Source organism: Calditerrivibrio sp., from assembly GCF_049968475.1.
In the GTDB taxonomy this organism is placed as follows: Bacteria; Chrysiogenota; Deferribacteres; order Deferribacterales; family Calditerrivibrionaceae; genus Calditerrivibrio; species Calditerrivibrio nitroreducens_A.
In genome coordinates, this window is record NZ_JBMFQS010000007.1 from 55,008 (window position 1) to 71,225 (window position 16,218).

The following is a 16,218-nucleotide window of genomic DNA, read 5'->3' on the forward strand; positions in this document are numbered from 1 at the left end:
AGACAAAAAAGGTATAAATTAAAATAGTGGAGTTACTAATGATTTATCTTGATAACGTGGCAGGTACAAAGCCTGATCCAAGAGTAGTAGAAAAGATGTTACCTTTTCTTACAGAGAAGTATGGTAATCCGAGCGCTCACTTTTACCCTTTGGGTAGAGAATCTTTTCAGGCTATAAATGAAGCAAGAGAAAATGTGGCAAACTTGATAAATGCAGAGCCTGATGAAATAATTTTTACTTCCTGTGGTACCGAATCAAACAATCTTGCAATCAAAGGTGTGGCTAATAGCTTCAAGTATGAAGGGAAAAAACATATTGTAATCTCCGAGATCGAGCATTTTTCCATTCAGAATGTCACAGCAAAGCTCTCCAACCAGGGTTATAAAACCACTAAATTAAAAGTGGATAACAACGGCAAGATAAATCTCGAAGATTTGAAAAAAGCCATCAATGACGATACTCTTATAGTTTCAATAATGCATGCAAATCCAGAGATAGGTGTAATACAAAACATTCAGGAAATTGGTGAAGTATGCAAAGAAAAAGGTGTTCTTTTTCATGTGGATGCTATAGCTTCCACCGGGCATATAGATGTGGATGTAAAAAAATTTAACTGTGACCTTTTGAGCCTTTCCGCCCAAAATTTCTACGGACCAAGAGGAGTAGCAGCCCTTTATATTAAAAAAGGGGTCCATATTAGCCCTTTATTTGATGGTGGCTACCAGGAAAATGGATTCAGAAGTGGATCTGAAAATGTCCCCGGCATAGTGGGGCTTGGGGAAGCAGCTAAAATTGCAAAGCTTGAAATGGTTCAATATTCAAAGAACATGAAATACTTAAGGGATAAACTCATTAATGCTCTAAAAGGTATGTTTAGTTTTCTACACATAACAGGGGATGAAAAGGACAGGCTACCTGGCCATGTAAGCTTCTGGATTGAGTACATTGAAGGGGAATCTATTTTACTATGGTATGCATTAAAGGGGATATGTGCTGCAAGTGGATCCGCATGCTCATCAAATATTCTGGCAGAAGATGAAGAAGATTTAGCAGCTTCCCATGTATTGACTGCAATAGGAGTACCAAATGATATCTGTGCTGGTTCCATTACATTTTCAATGTCTAAATACACCACAGAATCAGAAATTGATGAAGTAATAAAGGTGACACCGGAAATTGTAAATAGATTGTGTGAAATGTCACCATACTATAAAAAATAAAGTCAATTTGGAGGATAATATGGCAAAAGGACCATACAGCGACAAAGTTATGGATCACTTTATGAACCCAAGAAACATGGGTGAGATTGAGGATGCAAACGGTGTAGGAGAAGTGGGAAACCCTGCCTGCGGAGATGTGATGAAGCTCTTTTTCAAAATCGATGACAACGGCGTAATTCAGGATGTTAAATTTAAAACGTTTGGTTGTGGAGCAGCAATAGCTTCGAGCTCGATGGCTACCGAGCTTTTAAAGGGTAAAACAGTCGAAGAGGTATTGGAGCTTACAAACAACGCAATTGTGGAAGCTCTGGATGGTTTACCACCCGCCAAGATTCACTGTTCAGTTATGGCTGAAGAAGCAATTGAAGCTGCTCTAAAAGATTACTACAAAAGGATTGGTAAAGATCCTTCGATAGTAGATGAGATGAAGGCAAAAATAAAAAATAGAGTAAAAAGTTAAACCAAGGAGGATATAATGACCTTAAAAGAAAGAGTTGAAGAAGTTCTAAAAAAAGTTCGTCCAGCTTTACAGGCTGATGGTGGCGATGTGGAGCTTCTGGGAGTTACCGATGACGGGGTAGTAAAAGTTCAGCTCACAGGTGCTTGTGGCAGCTGCCCATTTAGTACAATGACATTAAAACATGGAATCGAAATGAGACTAAAAGATGAAATACCTGAGATAAAAGAGGTAGTTTCTTTTTAAATTTATATCATATTGCAACAAATCAACATCAGCTTCAGTCAGATATAAGAATTAATCTCTGACTGAAGCTTAAATTTTTAAATTCAATTTAAGTATAACGATTCTTTTATGCCAAATCCCATTCCTATTATACAATTTAATTTTTCGATATGACGACAAACCCTACATCCTGACCAAAACAAAGGAAACTATTTTCTACCAAACCTCACAAATCTTACCCTAGATGATAAGATATTATCCAGCTTTGACGTAGAGAATATAGATTTAGAAGTGCTTTTGTATCAGTCAGGGTATTTAACCATTGAAAAGATGATTCAAAATGAACTGCTTCAAACAATAGAGTATAAGCTAAAAATACCCAATATTGAGGTGCAGATATCTTTGAATGATTATATCATAAATTATCTTTTTAGGACGGATACAAAGATAAAAGATCCACTGATTAAATCGCTTTATTACGGTAAACCTGAAGAATTAAAGGATACTTTGACGACTTTATTTGCTTCAATTCCATACACCAATTATACAAACAACGACCTAAAGCTATACGAAGGTTTTTATGCCAGTGTGGTATATTCCTATCTTGCATCCCTTGGTGTGGATTTAATCGGTGAGGATGTGACGAATAAGGGTAGGGTTGATTTAACGGTATTTGTGTCAGATAAGATATACGTTATAGAATTTAAAGTGGATGGTGAGAAAGGTGAAGCATTATCACAGATAAAACAGAAAAACTACGCCCAGAAGTATTTGAATACAGGTAAAGATATTTACCTTGTGGGAATAGAATTTAGCTCTGAAGAGAAGAATATCGTAAATTTTGAGTGGGAAAAGTTATCTTGATACAACTGACTTAATTCTTGCTTTTATCCACCTTCTGTGCTTCCAATTGATCCAATCTACGGCTGATCTGATTTAATTTATTATTCAATCTAAAAAAATACCCGCCCAGCAATATCCATATCACAGCATAGGCTGCAAAGAGAAATTCAAAGTTTTTCATACCTACCTCGTAATCTATCTTTTTATCAAATTGATCTTTCTTTGTAAAACACCAATATTAACCCTTTTCATAAGCATACTTATATATAAAAGGGTAAAGGCCACCACGCAAACAATCAAAGCCGTGAGCATATCAGGATGAAGCCCACCACCACCCTGTTGTAAGACGTTGGGATGTATAGTCCTCCACCATCTTATAGATAAAAACACAATAGGCACATCTATAAAGCCGATAATCCCAAGCGCCGCTGCAAATTTAGCTTTTTTTTCCTCCTCTTCCACAAACTTCCTCAACATAATATAACCTATATATATAAACCAAAGTATAAGTGTAGTTGTAAGCCTTGGATCCCATGTCCACCATTTTCCCCACGCCGGTTTAGCCCATATTGGGCCTGTGATCAAAACAACTGTACAGAATATGACACCAATTTCTGCGGAAGATTCTGCAATATCATCATAAAAAAGATTATTGTTTATGAGAACCACTATACTGCAAATAAATGTAACAAAAAATGCAAAAAATGCTATCCACGCCGATGAAACGTGAAAATAAAATATCCTCTGGACAGCCCCCATAACTGCTTCTGTGGGTGCATAGATGAATGCAAAATAAAGGGCAATTATTATCCCCACAATTGCAAGAATATCAACAGATTTCATTATTCTATTCATAATCTATTCCTCTATCACAAAGTCAAATATAACATATATCACAAGTGTAAAGACTATATCAAAAACCAAAAGAAGTTGCAACCATTTAAATGACTCAGAGATATCATCCCCTTTTAGAAATATATTCATTGCTTGAATGGCAGAAAGCACCACTGGAATTATGATGGGAAGTAAAAGTATAGGTAGCATTACCTCCCTTGTCTTTGACTTTACAGATATAATAGAAAATAGTGTCCCTAATATTGCAAATCCATATGTTCCAAGCAACAATGTAATAATAGAAAACAATAAATTATTCATTATCGGTACATCATAAAATACCACAAATATCGGAATTATGATCACTTCCATAATAAGCATAAAAAGGAAATTTGACAATCCCTTACCAAAGAAGATGGCACTTTTGTCCACCGGAGCTAATAGAAGTGCATTTAAATTACCACCATTAATCTCATTCATCATAGATTTATTAAGTCCAAGTATACCAGAAAAAATGATAGACATCCACAAAATACCTGCCGCAAGATCGTTTTTATATTCCGCCCCTGGTTCAAAGATAAAACTAAACACTACCACCACAAGAAGGGCGAAGATAAGCATGGAATTTATTACTTCTTTACTCTTAAGTTCAAGTAAAAGATCTTTTTCTATTATATGATAAACCGTTTTAAAATATCTCACCATTTTTACGACACCAAAGAAATGTAAATATCTTCAAACTCATAGTCATTCACATCATCTTTATCTTTAAAAAATACCATTTCACCGCTTCTGATTATTGCAAGCTTGGATGATAGTTCATAACCTTTAGCAAGATTGTGGGTTACCATTAAAATCGTCTTTCTGTGAGCAAAAAGCTCCTTGAGAATTCGTGTAAGAATATTTGAAGCATGTTGATCTAATCCAGTATAAGGTTCGTCAAGAAAGATGATATCCGGATTATGTATCAGAGCTCTTCCAATTGAAAGCCGTTGCAACATCCCCCTTGAAAAATTCCTCACCAGATCATTTTTTCTATGTGTAAGCTCCACAATGTCAAGGATCTCTTTAATCCTGAAATCTATATTTTCCACACCGTAAAGTTTAGCATAAAATTTCAAATTATCATAAGCGGATAGGCTATCGTATAGAAAAGGGAGATGTGAAATCACACCGAATTTTGTCCTAAAATCATCGGTGAGATCCTTTATTTCAGTTTCACCGTAGTATATCTTACCACCACTTGGCCTTGTTTGTGCTGAAAGAAGTTTTAAAAGGGTTGATTTACCAGCACCATTTGGGCCAAATATCGATAAAAAATCCCCTTCCGCAAGGGAAAATGAAACCCCCTTGAGGGCTTCATTTTCACCGTATTTCTTTTTTAGCTGATCGACAGTAATAAGACTACTATTCACTTTTACGCCCAAATACCCCATGTAGTGCGGATAGCACCATAACTGCACACCCAATCCATATCCATACGACAAAAGGCTCCCACACCACCTGCAGCCCGATCACCTGCTCGTTCATTGAATAGGATGCAAGGATTAAATAAAGATCCCCCACTGGCTGTGTATATAAACCCACCTCAGCAAAAGCCTCCTGATTGTTGTTGTAAAATCTCCTTTCAGGGATCATGGTCACTATATAATTACTACCTTTTAAAACTTTCGTGGGAGTCATCACTGAGGTATAATTTTCTTTTTCCACAACTTTAAAATCACCCACCTGAAGTGTATAGGGTCCAAAATTAAAACTTTCCCCAGGTTTTACCACCTTTTCTATTTCATATCGATAAAATGATGACGCAATAATTGCAAAAGCCATTATTACCACACCCAAGTGTGTCCCAAGCCCGCCGTAAAACCTTCTATGTTTGAAAATAGCACCAAAGCCATTTTTCTTTATACCTTTTACTATCTGTATAAGAATAGTAAAAAATGAGAAAAAGGTAAACATAAAAAGAAGTAAAGGTACAATTTTTTTATACCCCATAAAATACATCCCAATTGTACAGACAACCGCAAATATAAAAGATGGTAGAGATATCTTTACCAACTCCTTAAGATTTGACTGCCCATACGGCATAAGTGGGGCGATACCGCTTAAAATAAGCATTACCATAAAGAATGGGGTTGAAACCATATTGTAGTAAGGAATCCCAACCGTAAATTTGTTTGCAAAAATCTGAGTAAAAATCGGCATGGTAGTTCCAAAAAGAATAACAAACATTAAACCAAAAAATATCCAGTTGGAAAAATAGAATAACCCCTCTTTTGATACTAAATTTATTTCAGAAGATTCATCCACTCTGGCTTTATTTTTCCATATATAATAGAAAAAAGCCACAGAAGTAGCAATAATAAAGATCACAAAAAATATACCAAGAGATGACTTACCAAAACTGTGGACGGAATCTATTATTCCGCTACGTGTGATGAATGTCCCTAAGATACACAATTCAAAGCTGATCCAGGCAAGAAGGAAAGTCCATAATTTTAGTTTGTCTCTTTTTTCATAAATGATGGCCGAATGGAGAAATCCGGTGGCAGTTATCCATGGCAAAAGGGATGCATTTTCCACTGGGTCCCATGCCCAATAACCACCCCAGCCGAGCTCCACATAAGCCCACTGTCCACCTAATACAATACCTATTGTTAAAAACACCCAGCTGATAATTGTCCAACTTCTAACATCTTTGACCCAATTTGGCCCCAAATTTTTAGACACAAGGGCTGCAAAAGCATGGGCAAATGGAATTGTCAACCCAACAAATCCAAGGTACAATGTGGGAGGATGGTAAAGCATGCCTGGATTTTGTAGAAGTGGATTCATCCCATTTCCATCAGGCACCACAAAGTCGAGTGTATTAAATGGGTTCGTTAAAAAATTTGTCAGTATAAGAAAGAATGTCGTAGTAACACTTACCATAAGCAGTACAGCAGTTTTATAATCATCTTTATTCTTTATTCTAAAAACTTCTATTGTTCCGGCAAGGGATACCAGCCATCCCCAGAATAGCAGTGATCCCGCCTGCCCCGCCCAAAATGCACTTATCTTGTAGATAAAAGGTAGGCTTCTATCGGTATACTGGGCAACATATTCGATAGTAAAATCGCTTTTGGCAAGAGCCACAACCAAAACAATTGAAGCCATAGTGGTCAAACAAGCCTGAAGGATGATAGAATACTCAGCATACTTCTTATTTGAATCTTTTTTGTTTAATAGATTTGATACCAAAAAGAATATAGCAGATAAACCTGCCAGAAAGCTAAAAAACTGCAATAAAAAACCTATTTTTCCCATTAATATACCCCTCTATTTCTGTTTTTCTACTTCCGCCTCATATTTTGATGGGCATTTTGCAAGTAGTGTATTTGCCGCAAATGTATTTGTATTCTTGTCGTATTTACCTTCAACTATCACCTGAATAGACTCTTTGAAGGCATCCGGAATAATCCCATTGTATACTACGTTCATTTTTGCACCAGTTTTGTCAATCATAATAAATTCGAGATGTTTGTTTATCTCATCTTTTTTCACAGACCCATCAAGGACATCACCACTTATTCTAATCCCTTTCTTTGTGAATTTATCTGGATTCTGCTGAAGCTCATGCACCTCTATGTAATAAATCGTATTCTGTTTAAAACCAGAAACCATTATAAAAATAATGGCAGATAAAATAATTAGACCAACCACTACAACAATCTTTTTTTTCTTCATATTTTTTCACCTCAAAAAAATTAATTAATTCAAACTAACAAACATTTAGCAAGTTGTCAATCTAATTGACCAGTATTTACAATTTTTACAGTTATTTTTTAGACTTTATAATTCAAAATAAGTTCGTTTTATTTCAGATAAAAATATATGAAATCATCCCCCTTGATATTCTAATTTTTTCGATGTAGATAAAGATATGAAAAAATTTCACGAAATCCTTGGCGAAGATCTTTTAACTCCGGATTTGTTGAAGATTTTTAGACTTTCTGCAAACTGGACAAAGATAATGGGGGAGTTCATTGGAAGAAACTCTATTCCGATAAAATTATCAAACAATCAGCTTATCATAGCAGTGTCGGATAATATATGGATGAATGAATTTTCGTTTATGAAAGGAGAATTTTTACAAAGACTTCACTCTTACGGCTACAATTTTGTAATCGATGTAAAATTTGTGGTAAAATTAAACCGAAAGAAGGAAAACGAACTGCCTCATCCGGTTGAGATCACCGAAAAAATGACCCAACAGGCTAAAAATTTATCCTCTGTGATAAAAGATCAAACCCTCAGGGAAAGATTTGAAAAGGCCTTTATAAGCTATCTATCAACTTTAAAAGAAAATAGCCTATAATATTTCCGTAGAAACTACCGGCTTAACCCCGATCTTTTCTAATTCTTCGATTGTTTTTCTCGATTTTTCTTCATCAAGTCCCTTTGTGGCATCCACGATCAAATATGTGTCAAATCCATTTTTTGCAGCATCAATAGCCGTAGCTTTTACACAGTATTCCGTAGCAAGTCCTGTGATGTAGAGTTTATCTATATTTTTTTCCTTCAGCAATTTCACAAGATCGATATTGGTAGCTTCAAAGGCGGAATAACCTGTATCAGATCCATCAGTACCCTTTAAAAGTTTTATATCTATTTTATCTGATCTTAAATCTGGATGGAAATCTCCCCCTCTGGTATTCTGAATGCAATGTGGTGGCCATTTTTTAAAGTGTTCCCCTTCATCCGGATGCCAATCCTGACTGGATACCACAAGATCAAACTTATCCATAATAGAATTTATCACAGGGACAATCTTATCCCCATCCGGCACGGCAAGGGCGCCACCAGGACAAAAATCGTTTTGCAGATCAACTATTAAAAGTGCTCTCATCAAACCCCCCTGAAAGAGATTTTATCATACTATTTCTAAGATTTAAGACACTATTACATACAGACACATTATAAACCTGAGGTTTGTAGATATTCTTTAAAGAATCTGGCAACTTTTCTATCCTACTTTTTGCGTATTCAACAATCGATTTTACAGGTTTCCTCGTATGAATCCTTTTACCTGAAGATAAAACAGGCTTGAGCAATATCTCTTCAGCTTCACCCTGTTCTTTTAATTTTTCCTCCAGCACCACAAGGTCCTTTTTAAATAGACCGTTTTCATCGTAATACCTTAAAATATTTTTAACACCAGGTAGAAGCACTTTTTCCGGATCGTTTGAGATCTTCATCTTTGGCACACCATCTATGGAAATGAGCTTGTAAACTCCATCTAAAGCAGCATCCGACCTACCCACCACCAGATTTGTCCCCACTCCAAAAATATCTATTGGTGCACCTTTCTGCATTAGATCATCTATTCTGTATTCATCCAGCATATTGCTTGCCACTATTTTTACGTAATCGAGTCCATTTTCATCCAGAATTTTTCTACATTCTTTTGATAAAGTGAGAAGATCCCCACTATCCAGCCTTACCCCTAACAATCTTCTTCCTTGATTTTCCAGATACTTACCCACCTTTACTGCATTTAAAATACCACTCTTTAGGGTATCATAGGTATCAAGCAAAAGTACCGTTTTGTCCTGGTATATATCCGCAAAGGTTTTAAAAGCCTCATACTCAGAATCAAAGCTCTGTATCCAGGAATGTGCCATTGTACCAGCTGGCGTAAGGCCAAACAGCATCGAGCTATACACATTTGAAGTGGTCTCAGCCCCACCAATCACAGCCGCCTTGCTGGCATGTATTCCCCCAAACCCCTGTGCCCTTCTAAGCCCAAAGTCTATCACCATCTTCCCTTTTGAGGCAATTTTCATACGGGCAGCCTTTGTGGCTATAAGGGTTTCAAAATTTAAAATGTTTAATACGATTGTCTCAAGGATTTGGGCCTCGATAAGTGGAGCATGTACCCGGAAAAGTGGCTCATACGGGAAAACCACCTCCCCTTCCGCCACAGAGTATATATCACCGGTAAATTTGAAATTTTTGAGATAATTTAAGAAATCTTCCTTAAATCCAATTTTTCTAAGATATTCGATATCCTCGCTGTCATACCTGAAGTTTTCAATCAGCTCCAGTAAATCGTCAAGACCTGCAAATACTGCAAAACTACCACCAAAGGGGGATTTTCTAAAGAAATAATCGAATACAGCAGTCTTCCCACCCTGCCCCATCAGGTAAAACCCTTGAGCCATTGTAAGCTCGTATAGATCTGTATAAAGCCCAATATGCCTATCGATAATCATATTACAAATATATCACAAAATTTTTAAAATTCAACTTTTATCCCCATAATTTCATTTCCATATTTGCCTAATATACTTGTAAATAAGCCATATATTTAAAACCAATATCGCTGAAAATATCACAGTCAGCCTAAAGTAAGGTAAATGATACATCATTCTATAGATGAATATGCCATAAAAAGTCTTGACCCATTCCACCAAACCCACATAAAGAAAAAAAATAACAATAAAATTCAAATATTTATTTCTAAAAAAAATAGCCACCCCAGACAAAACAAAAAGCAACACGTATATCATATTGCCATATCTTAAATAATGCGCCATGGTAATCAAAACATATATAATAGTTGCAATACGTAACATAGCAATTAAAAAGGGTGAGTCACCCCACCCCTTAAATTATTTGATTTCGATGTATATAATTTCACTTTTTGCAGTGTTAAACATAGATTTCAAAAGTCCACCTTTATCTCCAGGATTTGTATTTCTTAGGGCATAAGCATAATATTTACCATATTTCTCCACCACATAGTAGTCAACAATTACAGGCTCAAAGAGATCTGATTCCCAGCTTTTTCTTATCATTTTTGCCTGCCATACATACCTACCCACAGATGAATCATTGAATTTTTCTAACATTGGCAAATTTTTATATGAAGGGGTGTTTTTTAATAAAAACAATTCATTCTTCTCATTTATAAAAATTCTATTTTTTAGATACTTACGATAAGATTTAAGCTCTACCGGATTATCCGCCGGACCATATCCCTTTTGCTCTTTCAGCAACACTTCTTGATTCATAAGGAAATAAAGTGGTGTCTGATTGAATATTTCCACAGATCTATAGATCTCCTGTTTTCCTTTATAAACTCTTAATCTAAATTCATCATCCACCCAGATCAGCTCTTTTTTACCATCACCATCTATATCTGAATATCCAAATCCATAGATACCAAGATTTTCTGAATTATCTATTGCTTCCCCTCTGCTAAATTCACCACCGGCATAATTTAGATAACTTATACCACCAAGATACTCGCCACCTCTTGATACCCTCTGCACTACTATCTTCTTCTTTCCATTTTCCATGATAGATCTGATCAAAAATGGTATCGTCTTACCAATCTGCTTAAATTTTCCATCTTCGGAATATTCATATACGTAGGATCTTGCTTCCTTATTTTCATACACATTTGAGATATAGATTTCATCCACACCATTACCATTTAGATCAGCTGTCTCCACACTCTGAATATCACTAAAATCACCTTTTATCTCATCCACTTTGTTAAACCCTTTCCCATCAAAATAAAAAATATATACTGTCTTTTTGTCTGCTGTTATGATATATTCCTTGCCATCTTTTTTGACATAGCCAATTGCTATAGTTTTAAGATCGTAGCTCATCAAATCACTTCTAACAAGATCAGATGTAGCTCCATAAGCTTTCCCCCTCTCATCTCCGATATTTACATCAGCAAAGAATATGTTTTTTATGGTCTTATTATTCACAAGGATATCAACTTTTATAATACCATCTTTCTGCTGTTCAAAAACTATCTTGGTGGGAGAGTTTTTATCGGTAATTAAAAGATTAGTTTTACTCAATTCATCATTCAAAATATATTCAATCCTTTTCTCAAAATTTAAAAACTCATAAGATACCTTCACCGGCCTTTCAGATACCACCGAATCGGACACATGAATTTCATCTTTTTTATCTATTACACTGCCAATTGACATCTTATCAAATATATCAATAATCTTGATTGTGGCCACATAAGACCTCTTTTTTCCAAGGATAGCCCCTGTGATGGGATGCTTTATCTCCGCCCCATCCCGATAAACTTTATAGATCTTACCCACAAACGCTCCAGAAGTTTCACCGATATCGATCGTCACATTCTCTTTATCCACAGCCACCACAATCCCAGAAGAGGATGTAAAATATTCATCAAGGGATTTGATCAATCCTTCGAATCGAGCATAACTGTTTAGAGTAAAAAATGTCATCATTACAAAAACTAAAAAAGATAATCTCAAAGCCATTTTCATACACTACCCCATTAATTTATTATTACACATATAACATACATAGGTGGAAAAATCTATATTAAATTGACTTACTTTGACCTATTTAGTTCAATAATATAAAAAAAAGGAGGGTTTCCCCTCCTTGAAATCTTTAAGCTGAAAGCATGAATTTAGAAATTAGCTTTAACCTGTACACCGTAATACAGTTTTTTACCTTCTTTAAGATCAGTAGCACTTTTCATATAATCCAATACACCCACCTCTGGTGTCACATAGAGATTTTTAGCAATATTAATTATAGCATTTGCATAGTAAGATTGCTGACCATCAGCCTTCATAAATGCATCGCTATCACTTCTCTGGTATCCATAGCCTACGTTTAACAAAATATCTTTTGTGGCTTTAAATCCAAGTTCAGCAGAAACTCCAAAATCAGTACTATCTTTATCATGTACAACATCATAACTACCTTGAGTGGTGGCACCATAATCAGCAGTATTTAATCCATACCATGCAACAGCATTTAATACTACAGGATTTAATTCCACAGCAGTAGTCAAACCAGCAACGTAAGCATTTACAGATTTATCTGATGTGGCATTGTCATATTTATACGTTTGATATCCACCAAAAATCTTACCTGAAGCAGGTCCAAACTTATAGTTGTATGCTGCTTCTAATTTAGGTATGGTCACATCAAAATTTTTCTTATCAGTTTGATTATTTGCTACTACTGCAAATTCAAAATCTCCAAAAGTAAAAGCGATCTGGCTTCTTCTGCCTGTAGAAAACCCACCAAAACCGTCAAGGGCGTTATCCTGGAAATATACTTGGTTAAATGGCTCAGCTTCTGTAGGGGTATAATCCTGACCTATCTTCATTTTTAAAGGACCAAAATCGTAGGTAGCATAGATAAGACGTGTTGAGACTCTGTTTGATCCATCCTCATATGTACCAAGCCCCAATTCAAAATTTGCTGTAAGCTTATCACTTGCCTTTACATTAGCTCCAATTCTGCTATTACCCTGTGTGCCAAACTCAAGATCAGTATCTGATTCCCCAATGCCAGACTTATATTTGTCAGGGGAGCCATAAAATGCTTGCACCCTTACAGAACCATAAAAATCATAAGTAGCGGCAAATGCTGATCCCGAAATAAGGCCTATGGCCAAAAGAGCGACTAGTTTTTTCATCACAACCTCCAGTTTATATTATATCTTTAAATTGTACATGTCTTTTACAAACTTGTCAATAAAAAACGCAGTTCTCTAATTTAAATTTAACTGATAAATTCTAATCGTGACAGTTTCTGTCATTCTGATAAGCTAAGCCAAGGGAGATTAATCATTTATCTTAAAAAAACTCTTCTATTATATAATCGGAATGAAAAAATAGAAATTTTTTATTGGTATAAAATTTAAGTTCAAAAAGATTCCTTCTCGCAAAAAAAGGGAGACTTACGCCTCCCTCTATAAACTCAAATGGAATGATATTTACAATTAGAAATTAGCTTGGAACTTTGCACCATAATATATTTTTTTGCCTTCATCTTGATCAAATTTGTTTTTCATCCTATCTTCTACAGAGATTTCAGGTACGATGAAGAAGTTTTTAGCAAGCTTAACTGTAGCGTTTACATAGTAGGACTGAGCGGCATCTTCTTTAGTATAGCCATCCCTATCAGTCTGAGCATAACCGTAGCCGGCTTCTAATATCAAGCTGTCAGAAACTTTAAATCCTGCATTTACAGCAAAACCAAAATCTGTTGTATCTTCAAGATTGTTGTTATAAAAACCTGGTACAGCGGTATTATTTAAACCAGATGCAGTTCCCTGATACCCCATAAGCCCGGTATTAGACCCAAAGTAACCTGAGGCTGTGGCAAAAAAAGCACCCATATCAGCTTTTACAAGTGCACCTAACACATAAGCTGAAATATTTTCATCTTTTGTCGATAAATTCTCATTAACTTGTGCATTAGCAGCATCAAAATATCTCTTGTACATTTGATACCCACCAAAAGCCTTTACTTTTACAGGCTTAATATCAAGACTATAAGATGCCTCAACTCTTGGCAGATAAACATCAATATTGCTAAGAGTATCGGAAGCACCTAAACCTGGTCTTGAAAGGGCAAGCTCAAACCCAGCAGCCATAAGCTTGATCTGAGAATATCTACCTGCGTTTATCGTACCAAAGCCCACAAGATCATTATCAGTATTAGATACCTGGTTGTAATCGAAGAATGTAGCTGTAGGACCATAGTCTTGTCCAAGTCTAAGCTTAAATCCACCAAAGTCGTAGTCAGCATAGATTAGACGAGTATAAACAGTATTAGCACCATTTTCATTAGATCCCAGACCCAATTCCACCACAGCAGAAAGCTTATCATCCGCCTTTACCTTTGCACCGATCCTTGAGTTTGCAGCATTACCAAAAGAGAGATCTGTGTCAGACTCATTAATACCGCTGTAATACTTATCTCGGTTTTCATAAAAAGCCCTCAATCTCACTTGACCATACATATCCCAACTAGCTGCGAATGCAGGTGCTGCAATTAAACCGATTGCTAAAAGTGCGATTAACTTTTTCATAAGTTACTTCCTCCTTAGTTTTATTTGTTTTTCTTAATAGCCTTAGCTATTTTATCGGAGCCAAAACCTGCTCCAGTTTTAATTTATTTACTAAAAAAATTTTATTCTGTCAACCATTTTTTTATTTAACTACTTATCATTTAATAAAACAAGTTTTATGCCAAAACAAGAATCTCTTTAAACATAATTTAATTTTAAACGTAATTATCTGATAAATCATATATTAATCTTAAACAATATCATTTCCCATATATAACGATATTTGAATTGTTGTGTTGATTGCAAAAAACAGTGTATGTTTTTGTATACAGTAAACATACGGCAGCAGGTGTGCTGACTAAAACTCACTGCAATGATTTATCTGCCCATTGAGCTATTGAAATTGTACCCCTGTATCAGGTCGAGGAAATTTTTTATCAACTTTTTGCTTGTTTTTCGTTTGTTGTACACAAGGAATATATCCTTTTCCACCACAAGGTCTATTATGGGGATACCCCTTACCTCATTGGAGCAGATATCTTTTATCAAAGCTATTTCGCTCACAAATGCTATACCAAGTCCATTTTTGACTGAATGTAAAAGTCCATGGGTGGATGACATAACCGCAGTGGCATTGAGGCTTTCAAAATCATAACCTTTGGTCTTCAACGCATATTCCACAGCAGCTCTTGTGCCGGATCCCACCTCTCTGATTACAAACTTTTCATTTAAAATCTCATCTAAAAAAACACTATTTCTTGAATAAAATGGGTGGTCTTTGTTTACCGCAAGGACAATTCTGTCTCGAAATATAGGTTTGTATTCGAGGTCTTTTTTGGGGATCTTTCTGGTAACTATCGCCAGATCTAGCACACCATCCACAACTCTCTGTATAATCATCTGGGAGCTTGCTATATCCATCGTAAAAAAAGTCTTGGGATATTTATTAATAAACTCTTTAATAATGGATGGGAGTATAAATTCTGCAATTATAGTACTGGAGCCTATCTTTACGTTGCCACTTACTTCGTTTAAAAACTCCTTTATCGCCTCAATAGATCGCTCCCTCAGATCGATCATATCCACCGCATAGTCAAAAAATACCTGCCCCGCATCGGTCAATACTACCTCCCTGGAGAGTCTATCAAAAAGCTTAATACCAAGATCCTCTTCAAGGGTGTTTATATGGGTGGAAACTGTGGGCTGGCTGAGGAGCATCTTTTCGGCTGCCCTCGAAAAAGATTTATATTTTGCCACATATACGAATGCTTCTATCTGCTTAAAATCCATAACATCTCCTGTAAACCATTTTTGAAGCTTTATACATTGTTTTATAGATAAAATCAATAGTAAATCGATTGTTATGTGATTTAGACTAACAAACTTTTTTTCACACCTGTTTACAATAATCAGATTTAATCGTTGTTACTGATTTTCATAGGGGTGCAAAAAATGGAGGAAAGACAAATATTGTATTGTTTGATCAATAATAGCAATATACTATATATTAAATTTTGAGATATAATTTACCTCTTTATAAAAAAATAAGGGGTATGATCCCCCCCTTTTTTTCATTACTGCTCCTTTATCCCAATAGCCTTTAATATCTTAGCCAGAGGGCAAAAATTTGTGAATCCGTATTGGAAGAGATTTAATCCCACAAATATTGTAAAAGCAAACCACCATTTATTGTGGAATAATCCAAGTAAAGTGGATACCACCACAAATAACCCTGCAAATACTCTAACCCATCTTTCAACTGTCATAGCTACCTCCTA

17 protein-coding genes and 1 pseudogene are annotated in these 16,218 nt (G+C 35.7%); 5 read left to right on the plus strand and 13 right to left on the minus strand.

The window, feature by feature from the left end:
* The first annotated feature begins 38 nt into the window (after positions 1-38).
* The 4 genes and pseudogenes from ACP5Q2_RS07260 to ACP5Q2_RS07275 all read left to right on the plus strand — a co-directional run.
* The gene (locus ACP5Q2_RS07260) at positions 39-1,220 is read left to right on the plus strand and encodes a cysteine desulfurase family protein (protein ID WP_428098709.1); all 1,182 of its coding nucleotides are present in this window, start codon (positions 39-41) and stop codon (positions 1,218-1,220) included.
* Positions 1,221-1,239: 19 nt separating this feature from the next.
* Positions 1,240-1,680, plus strand: a complete 441-nt coding sequence (gene nifU, locus ACP5Q2_RS07265; protein WP_013451797.1) for a Fe-S cluster assembly scaffold protein NifU — start codon at positions 1,240-1,242, stop codon at positions 1,678-1,680.
* A 15-nt stretch (positions 1,681-1,695) separates the two neighbouring features.
* Positions 1,696-1,923 (plus strand): NifU family protein, encoded by a 228-nt coding sequence (locus ACP5Q2_RS07270; protein ID WP_013451798.1) that lies wholly within the window; start codon positions 1,696-1,698, stop codon positions 1,921-1,923.
* 189 nt (positions 1,924-2,112) lie between these two features.
* Positions 2,113-2,766 (plus strand): annotated as a pseudogene (locus ACP5Q2_RS07275) (PD-(D/E)XK nuclease domain-containing protein); the annotation flags it as partial.
* Between the two features lie 10 nt (positions 2,767-2,776).
* Here ACP5Q2_RS07275 and ACP5Q2_RS07280 read toward each other — a convergent pair.
* From ACP5Q2_RS07280 to ACP5Q2_RS07305, 6 genes are read right to left on the minus strand one after another with little or no spacing between them, the layout of a single operon-like run.
* Positions 2,777-2,926, minus strand: a complete 150-nt coding sequence (locus tag ACP5Q2_RS07280; RefSeq protein WP_428098713.1) for a CcmD family protein — start codon at positions 2,924-2,926, stop codon at positions 2,777-2,779.
* A gap of 14 nt (positions 2,927-2,940) precedes the next feature.
* Positions 2,941-3,600 (minus strand): cytochrome c biogenesis protein, encoded by a 660-nt coding sequence (locus ACP5Q2_RS07285; RefSeq protein WP_428098716.1) that lies wholly within the window; start codon positions 3,598-3,600, stop codon positions 2,941-2,943.
* Positions 3,601-3,603: 3 nt separating this feature from the next.
* Positions 3,604-4,284, minus strand: coding sequence for a heme exporter protein CcmB (locus tag ACP5Q2_RS07290; protein WP_424606127.1), 681 nt, complete (start codon positions 4,282-4,284; stop codon positions 3,604-3,606).
* Between the two features lie 2 nt (positions 4,285-4,286).
* A complete protein-coding gene (locus tag ACP5Q2_RS07295) occupies positions 4,287-4,994 on the minus strand; it encodes an ABC transporter ATP-binding protein (RefSeq protein ID WP_428098719.1) in 708 nt (235 codons plus the stop codon).
* A complete protein-coding gene (locus tag ACP5Q2_RS07300) occupies positions 4,987-6,885 on the minus strand; it encodes a heme lyase CcmF/NrfE family subunit (RefSeq protein ID WP_428098722.1) in 1,899 nt (632 codons plus the stop codon). The genes ACP5Q2_RS07295 and ACP5Q2_RS07300 overlap by 8 nt, the downstream gene beginning before the upstream one ends.
* A gap of 12 nt (positions 6,886-6,897) precedes the next feature.
* Complete coding sequence (locus tag ACP5Q2_RS07305; protein WP_428098724.1) at positions 6,898-7,305, minus strand: cytochrome c maturation protein CcmE; 408 nt, start codon at positions 7,303-7,305, stop codon at positions 6,898-6,900.
* Between the two features lie 196 nt (positions 7,306-7,501).
* Here ACP5Q2_RS07305 and ACP5Q2_RS07310 point away from each other — a divergent pair, with 196 nt between their 5' ends.
* Positions 7,502-7,936 (plus strand): DUF721 domain-containing protein, encoded by a 435-nt coding sequence (locus ACP5Q2_RS07310; RefSeq protein WP_424606123.1) that lies wholly within the window; start codon positions 7,502-7,504, stop codon positions 7,934-7,936.
* On the opposite strand, the gene ACP5Q2_RS07315 is transcribed toward ACP5Q2_RS07310, so the two are convergent.
* The 7 genes from ACP5Q2_RS07315 to ACP5Q2_RS07345 all read right to left on the minus strand — a co-directional run bounded on the left by ACP5Q2_RS07315 (position 7,931) and on the right by ACP5Q2_RS07345 (position 16,206).
* Entirely contained in the window at positions 7,931-8,467 is a 537-nt protein-coding gene (locus tag ACP5Q2_RS07315) for a nicotinamidase (protein ID WP_424606122.1), read from the minus strand. The genes ACP5Q2_RS07310 and ACP5Q2_RS07315 overlap by 6 nt on opposite strands.
* Positions 8,445-9,833 carry a nicotinate phosphoribosyltransferase gene (locus ACP5Q2_RS07320; protein ID WP_428098728.1) on the minus strand — a complete coding sequence of 463 codons (1,389 nt, stop codon included), beginning with the start codon at positions 9,831-9,833 and terminating at the stop codon, positions 8,445-8,447. Before ACP5Q2_RS07320 ends, ACP5Q2_RS07315 begins: the two co-directional genes overlap by 23 nt.
* A gap of 399 nt (positions 9,834-10,232) precedes the next feature.
* Positions 10,233-11,888 carry an FG-GAP-like repeat-containing protein gene (locus tag ACP5Q2_RS07325; protein ID WP_428098731.1) on the minus strand — a complete coding sequence of 552 codons (1,656 nt, stop codon included), beginning with the start codon at positions 11,886-11,888 and terminating at the stop codon, positions 10,233-10,235.
* A 149-nt stretch (positions 11,889-12,037) separates the two neighbouring features.
* Positions 12,038-13,060: a hypothetical protein gene (locus tag ACP5Q2_RS07330; protein WP_428098734.1), complete on the minus strand. Its 1,023-nt coding sequence runs from the start codon at positions 13,058-13,060 to the stop codon at positions 12,038-12,040.
* 306 nt (positions 13,061-13,366) lie between these two features.
* Positions 13,367-14,461, minus strand: a complete 1,095-nt coding sequence (locus ACP5Q2_RS07335) for a hypothetical protein (protein ID WP_428098736.1) — start codon at positions 14,459-14,461, stop codon at positions 13,367-13,369.
* 357 nt (positions 14,462-14,818) lie between these two features.
* The gene (locus ACP5Q2_RS07340; protein WP_428098738.1) at positions 14,819-15,730 is read right to left on the minus strand and encodes a selenium metabolism-associated LysR family transcriptional regulator; all 912 of its coding nucleotides are present in this window, start codon (positions 15,728-15,730) and stop codon (positions 14,819-14,821) included.
* Positions 15,731-16,014: 284 nt separating this feature from the next.
* Positions 16,015-16,206 carry a YgaP family membrane protein gene (locus tag ACP5Q2_RS07345; RefSeq protein ID WP_013451814.1) on the minus strand — a complete coding sequence of 64 codons (192 nt, stop codon included), beginning with the start codon at positions 16,204-16,206 and terminating at the stop codon, positions 16,015-16,017.
* Between the last annotated feature and the right edge of the window lie 12 nt (positions 16,207-16,218).

Coding starts and splice junctions, on each gene's coding strand:
- ACP5Q2_RS07310 (WP_424606123.1), top strand. CDS start 7,502: ATGAAAAAATTTCACGAAATCCTTGGCGAAGATCTTTTAACTCCGGAT.
- ACP5Q2_RS07300 (WP_428098722.1), bottom strand. CDS start 6,885: ATGGGAAAAATAGGTTTTTTATTGCAGTTTTTTAGCTTTCTGGCAGGT.
- ACP5Q2_RS07260 (WP_428098709.1), top strand. CDS start 39: ATGATTTATCTTGATAACGTGGCAGGTACAAAGCCTGATCCAAGAGTA.
- ACP5Q2_RS07320 (WP_428098728.1), bottom strand. CDS start 9,833: ATGATTATCGATAGGCATATTGGGCTTTATACAGATCTATACGAGCTT.
- ACP5Q2_RS07280 (WP_428098713.1), bottom strand. CDS start 2,926: ATGAAAAACTTTGAATTTCTCTTTGCAGCCTATGCTGTGATATGGATA.
- ACP5Q2_RS07335 (WP_428098736.1), bottom strand. CDS start 14,461: ATGAAAAAGTTAATCGCACTTTTAGCAATCGGTTTAATTGCAGCACCT.
- ACP5Q2_RS07285 (WP_428098716.1), bottom strand. CDS start 3,600: ATGAATAGAATAATGAAATCTGTTGATATTCTTGCAATTGTGGGGATA.
- ACP5Q2_RS07270 (WP_013451798.1), top strand. CDS start 1,696: ATGACCTTAAAAGAAAGAGTTGAAGAAGTTCTAAAAAAAGTTCGTCCA.
- nifU (WP_013451797.1), top strand. CDS start 1,240: ATGGCAAAAGGACCATACAGCGACAAAGTTATGGATCACTTTATGAAC.
- ACP5Q2_RS07340 (WP_428098738.1), bottom strand. CDS start 15,730: ATGGATTTTAAGCAGATAGAAGCATTCGTATATGTGGCAAAATATAAA.
- ACP5Q2_RS07315 (WP_424606122.1), bottom strand. CDS start 8,467: ATGAGAGCACTTTTAATAGTTGATCTGCAAAACGATTTTTGTCCTGGT.
- ACP5Q2_RS07305 (WP_428098724.1), bottom strand. CDS start 7,305: ATGAAGAAAAAAAAGATTGTTGTAGTGGTTGGTCTAATTATTTTATCT.
- ACP5Q2_RS07325 (WP_428098731.1), bottom strand. CDS start 11,888: ATGAAAATGGCTTTGAGATTATCTTTTTTAGTTTTTGTAATGATGACA.
- ACP5Q2_RS07345 (WP_013451814.1), bottom strand. CDS start 16,206: ATGACAGTTGAAAGATGGGTTAGAGTATTTGCAGGGTTATTTGTGGTG.
- ACP5Q2_RS07290 (WP_424606127.1), bottom strand. CDS start 4,284: ATGGTGAGATATTTTAAAACGGTTTATCATATAATAGAAAAAGATCTT.
- ACP5Q2_RS07330 (WP_428098734.1), bottom strand. CDS start 13,060: ATGAAAAAACTAGTCGCTCTTTTGGCCATAGGCCTTATTTCGGGATCA.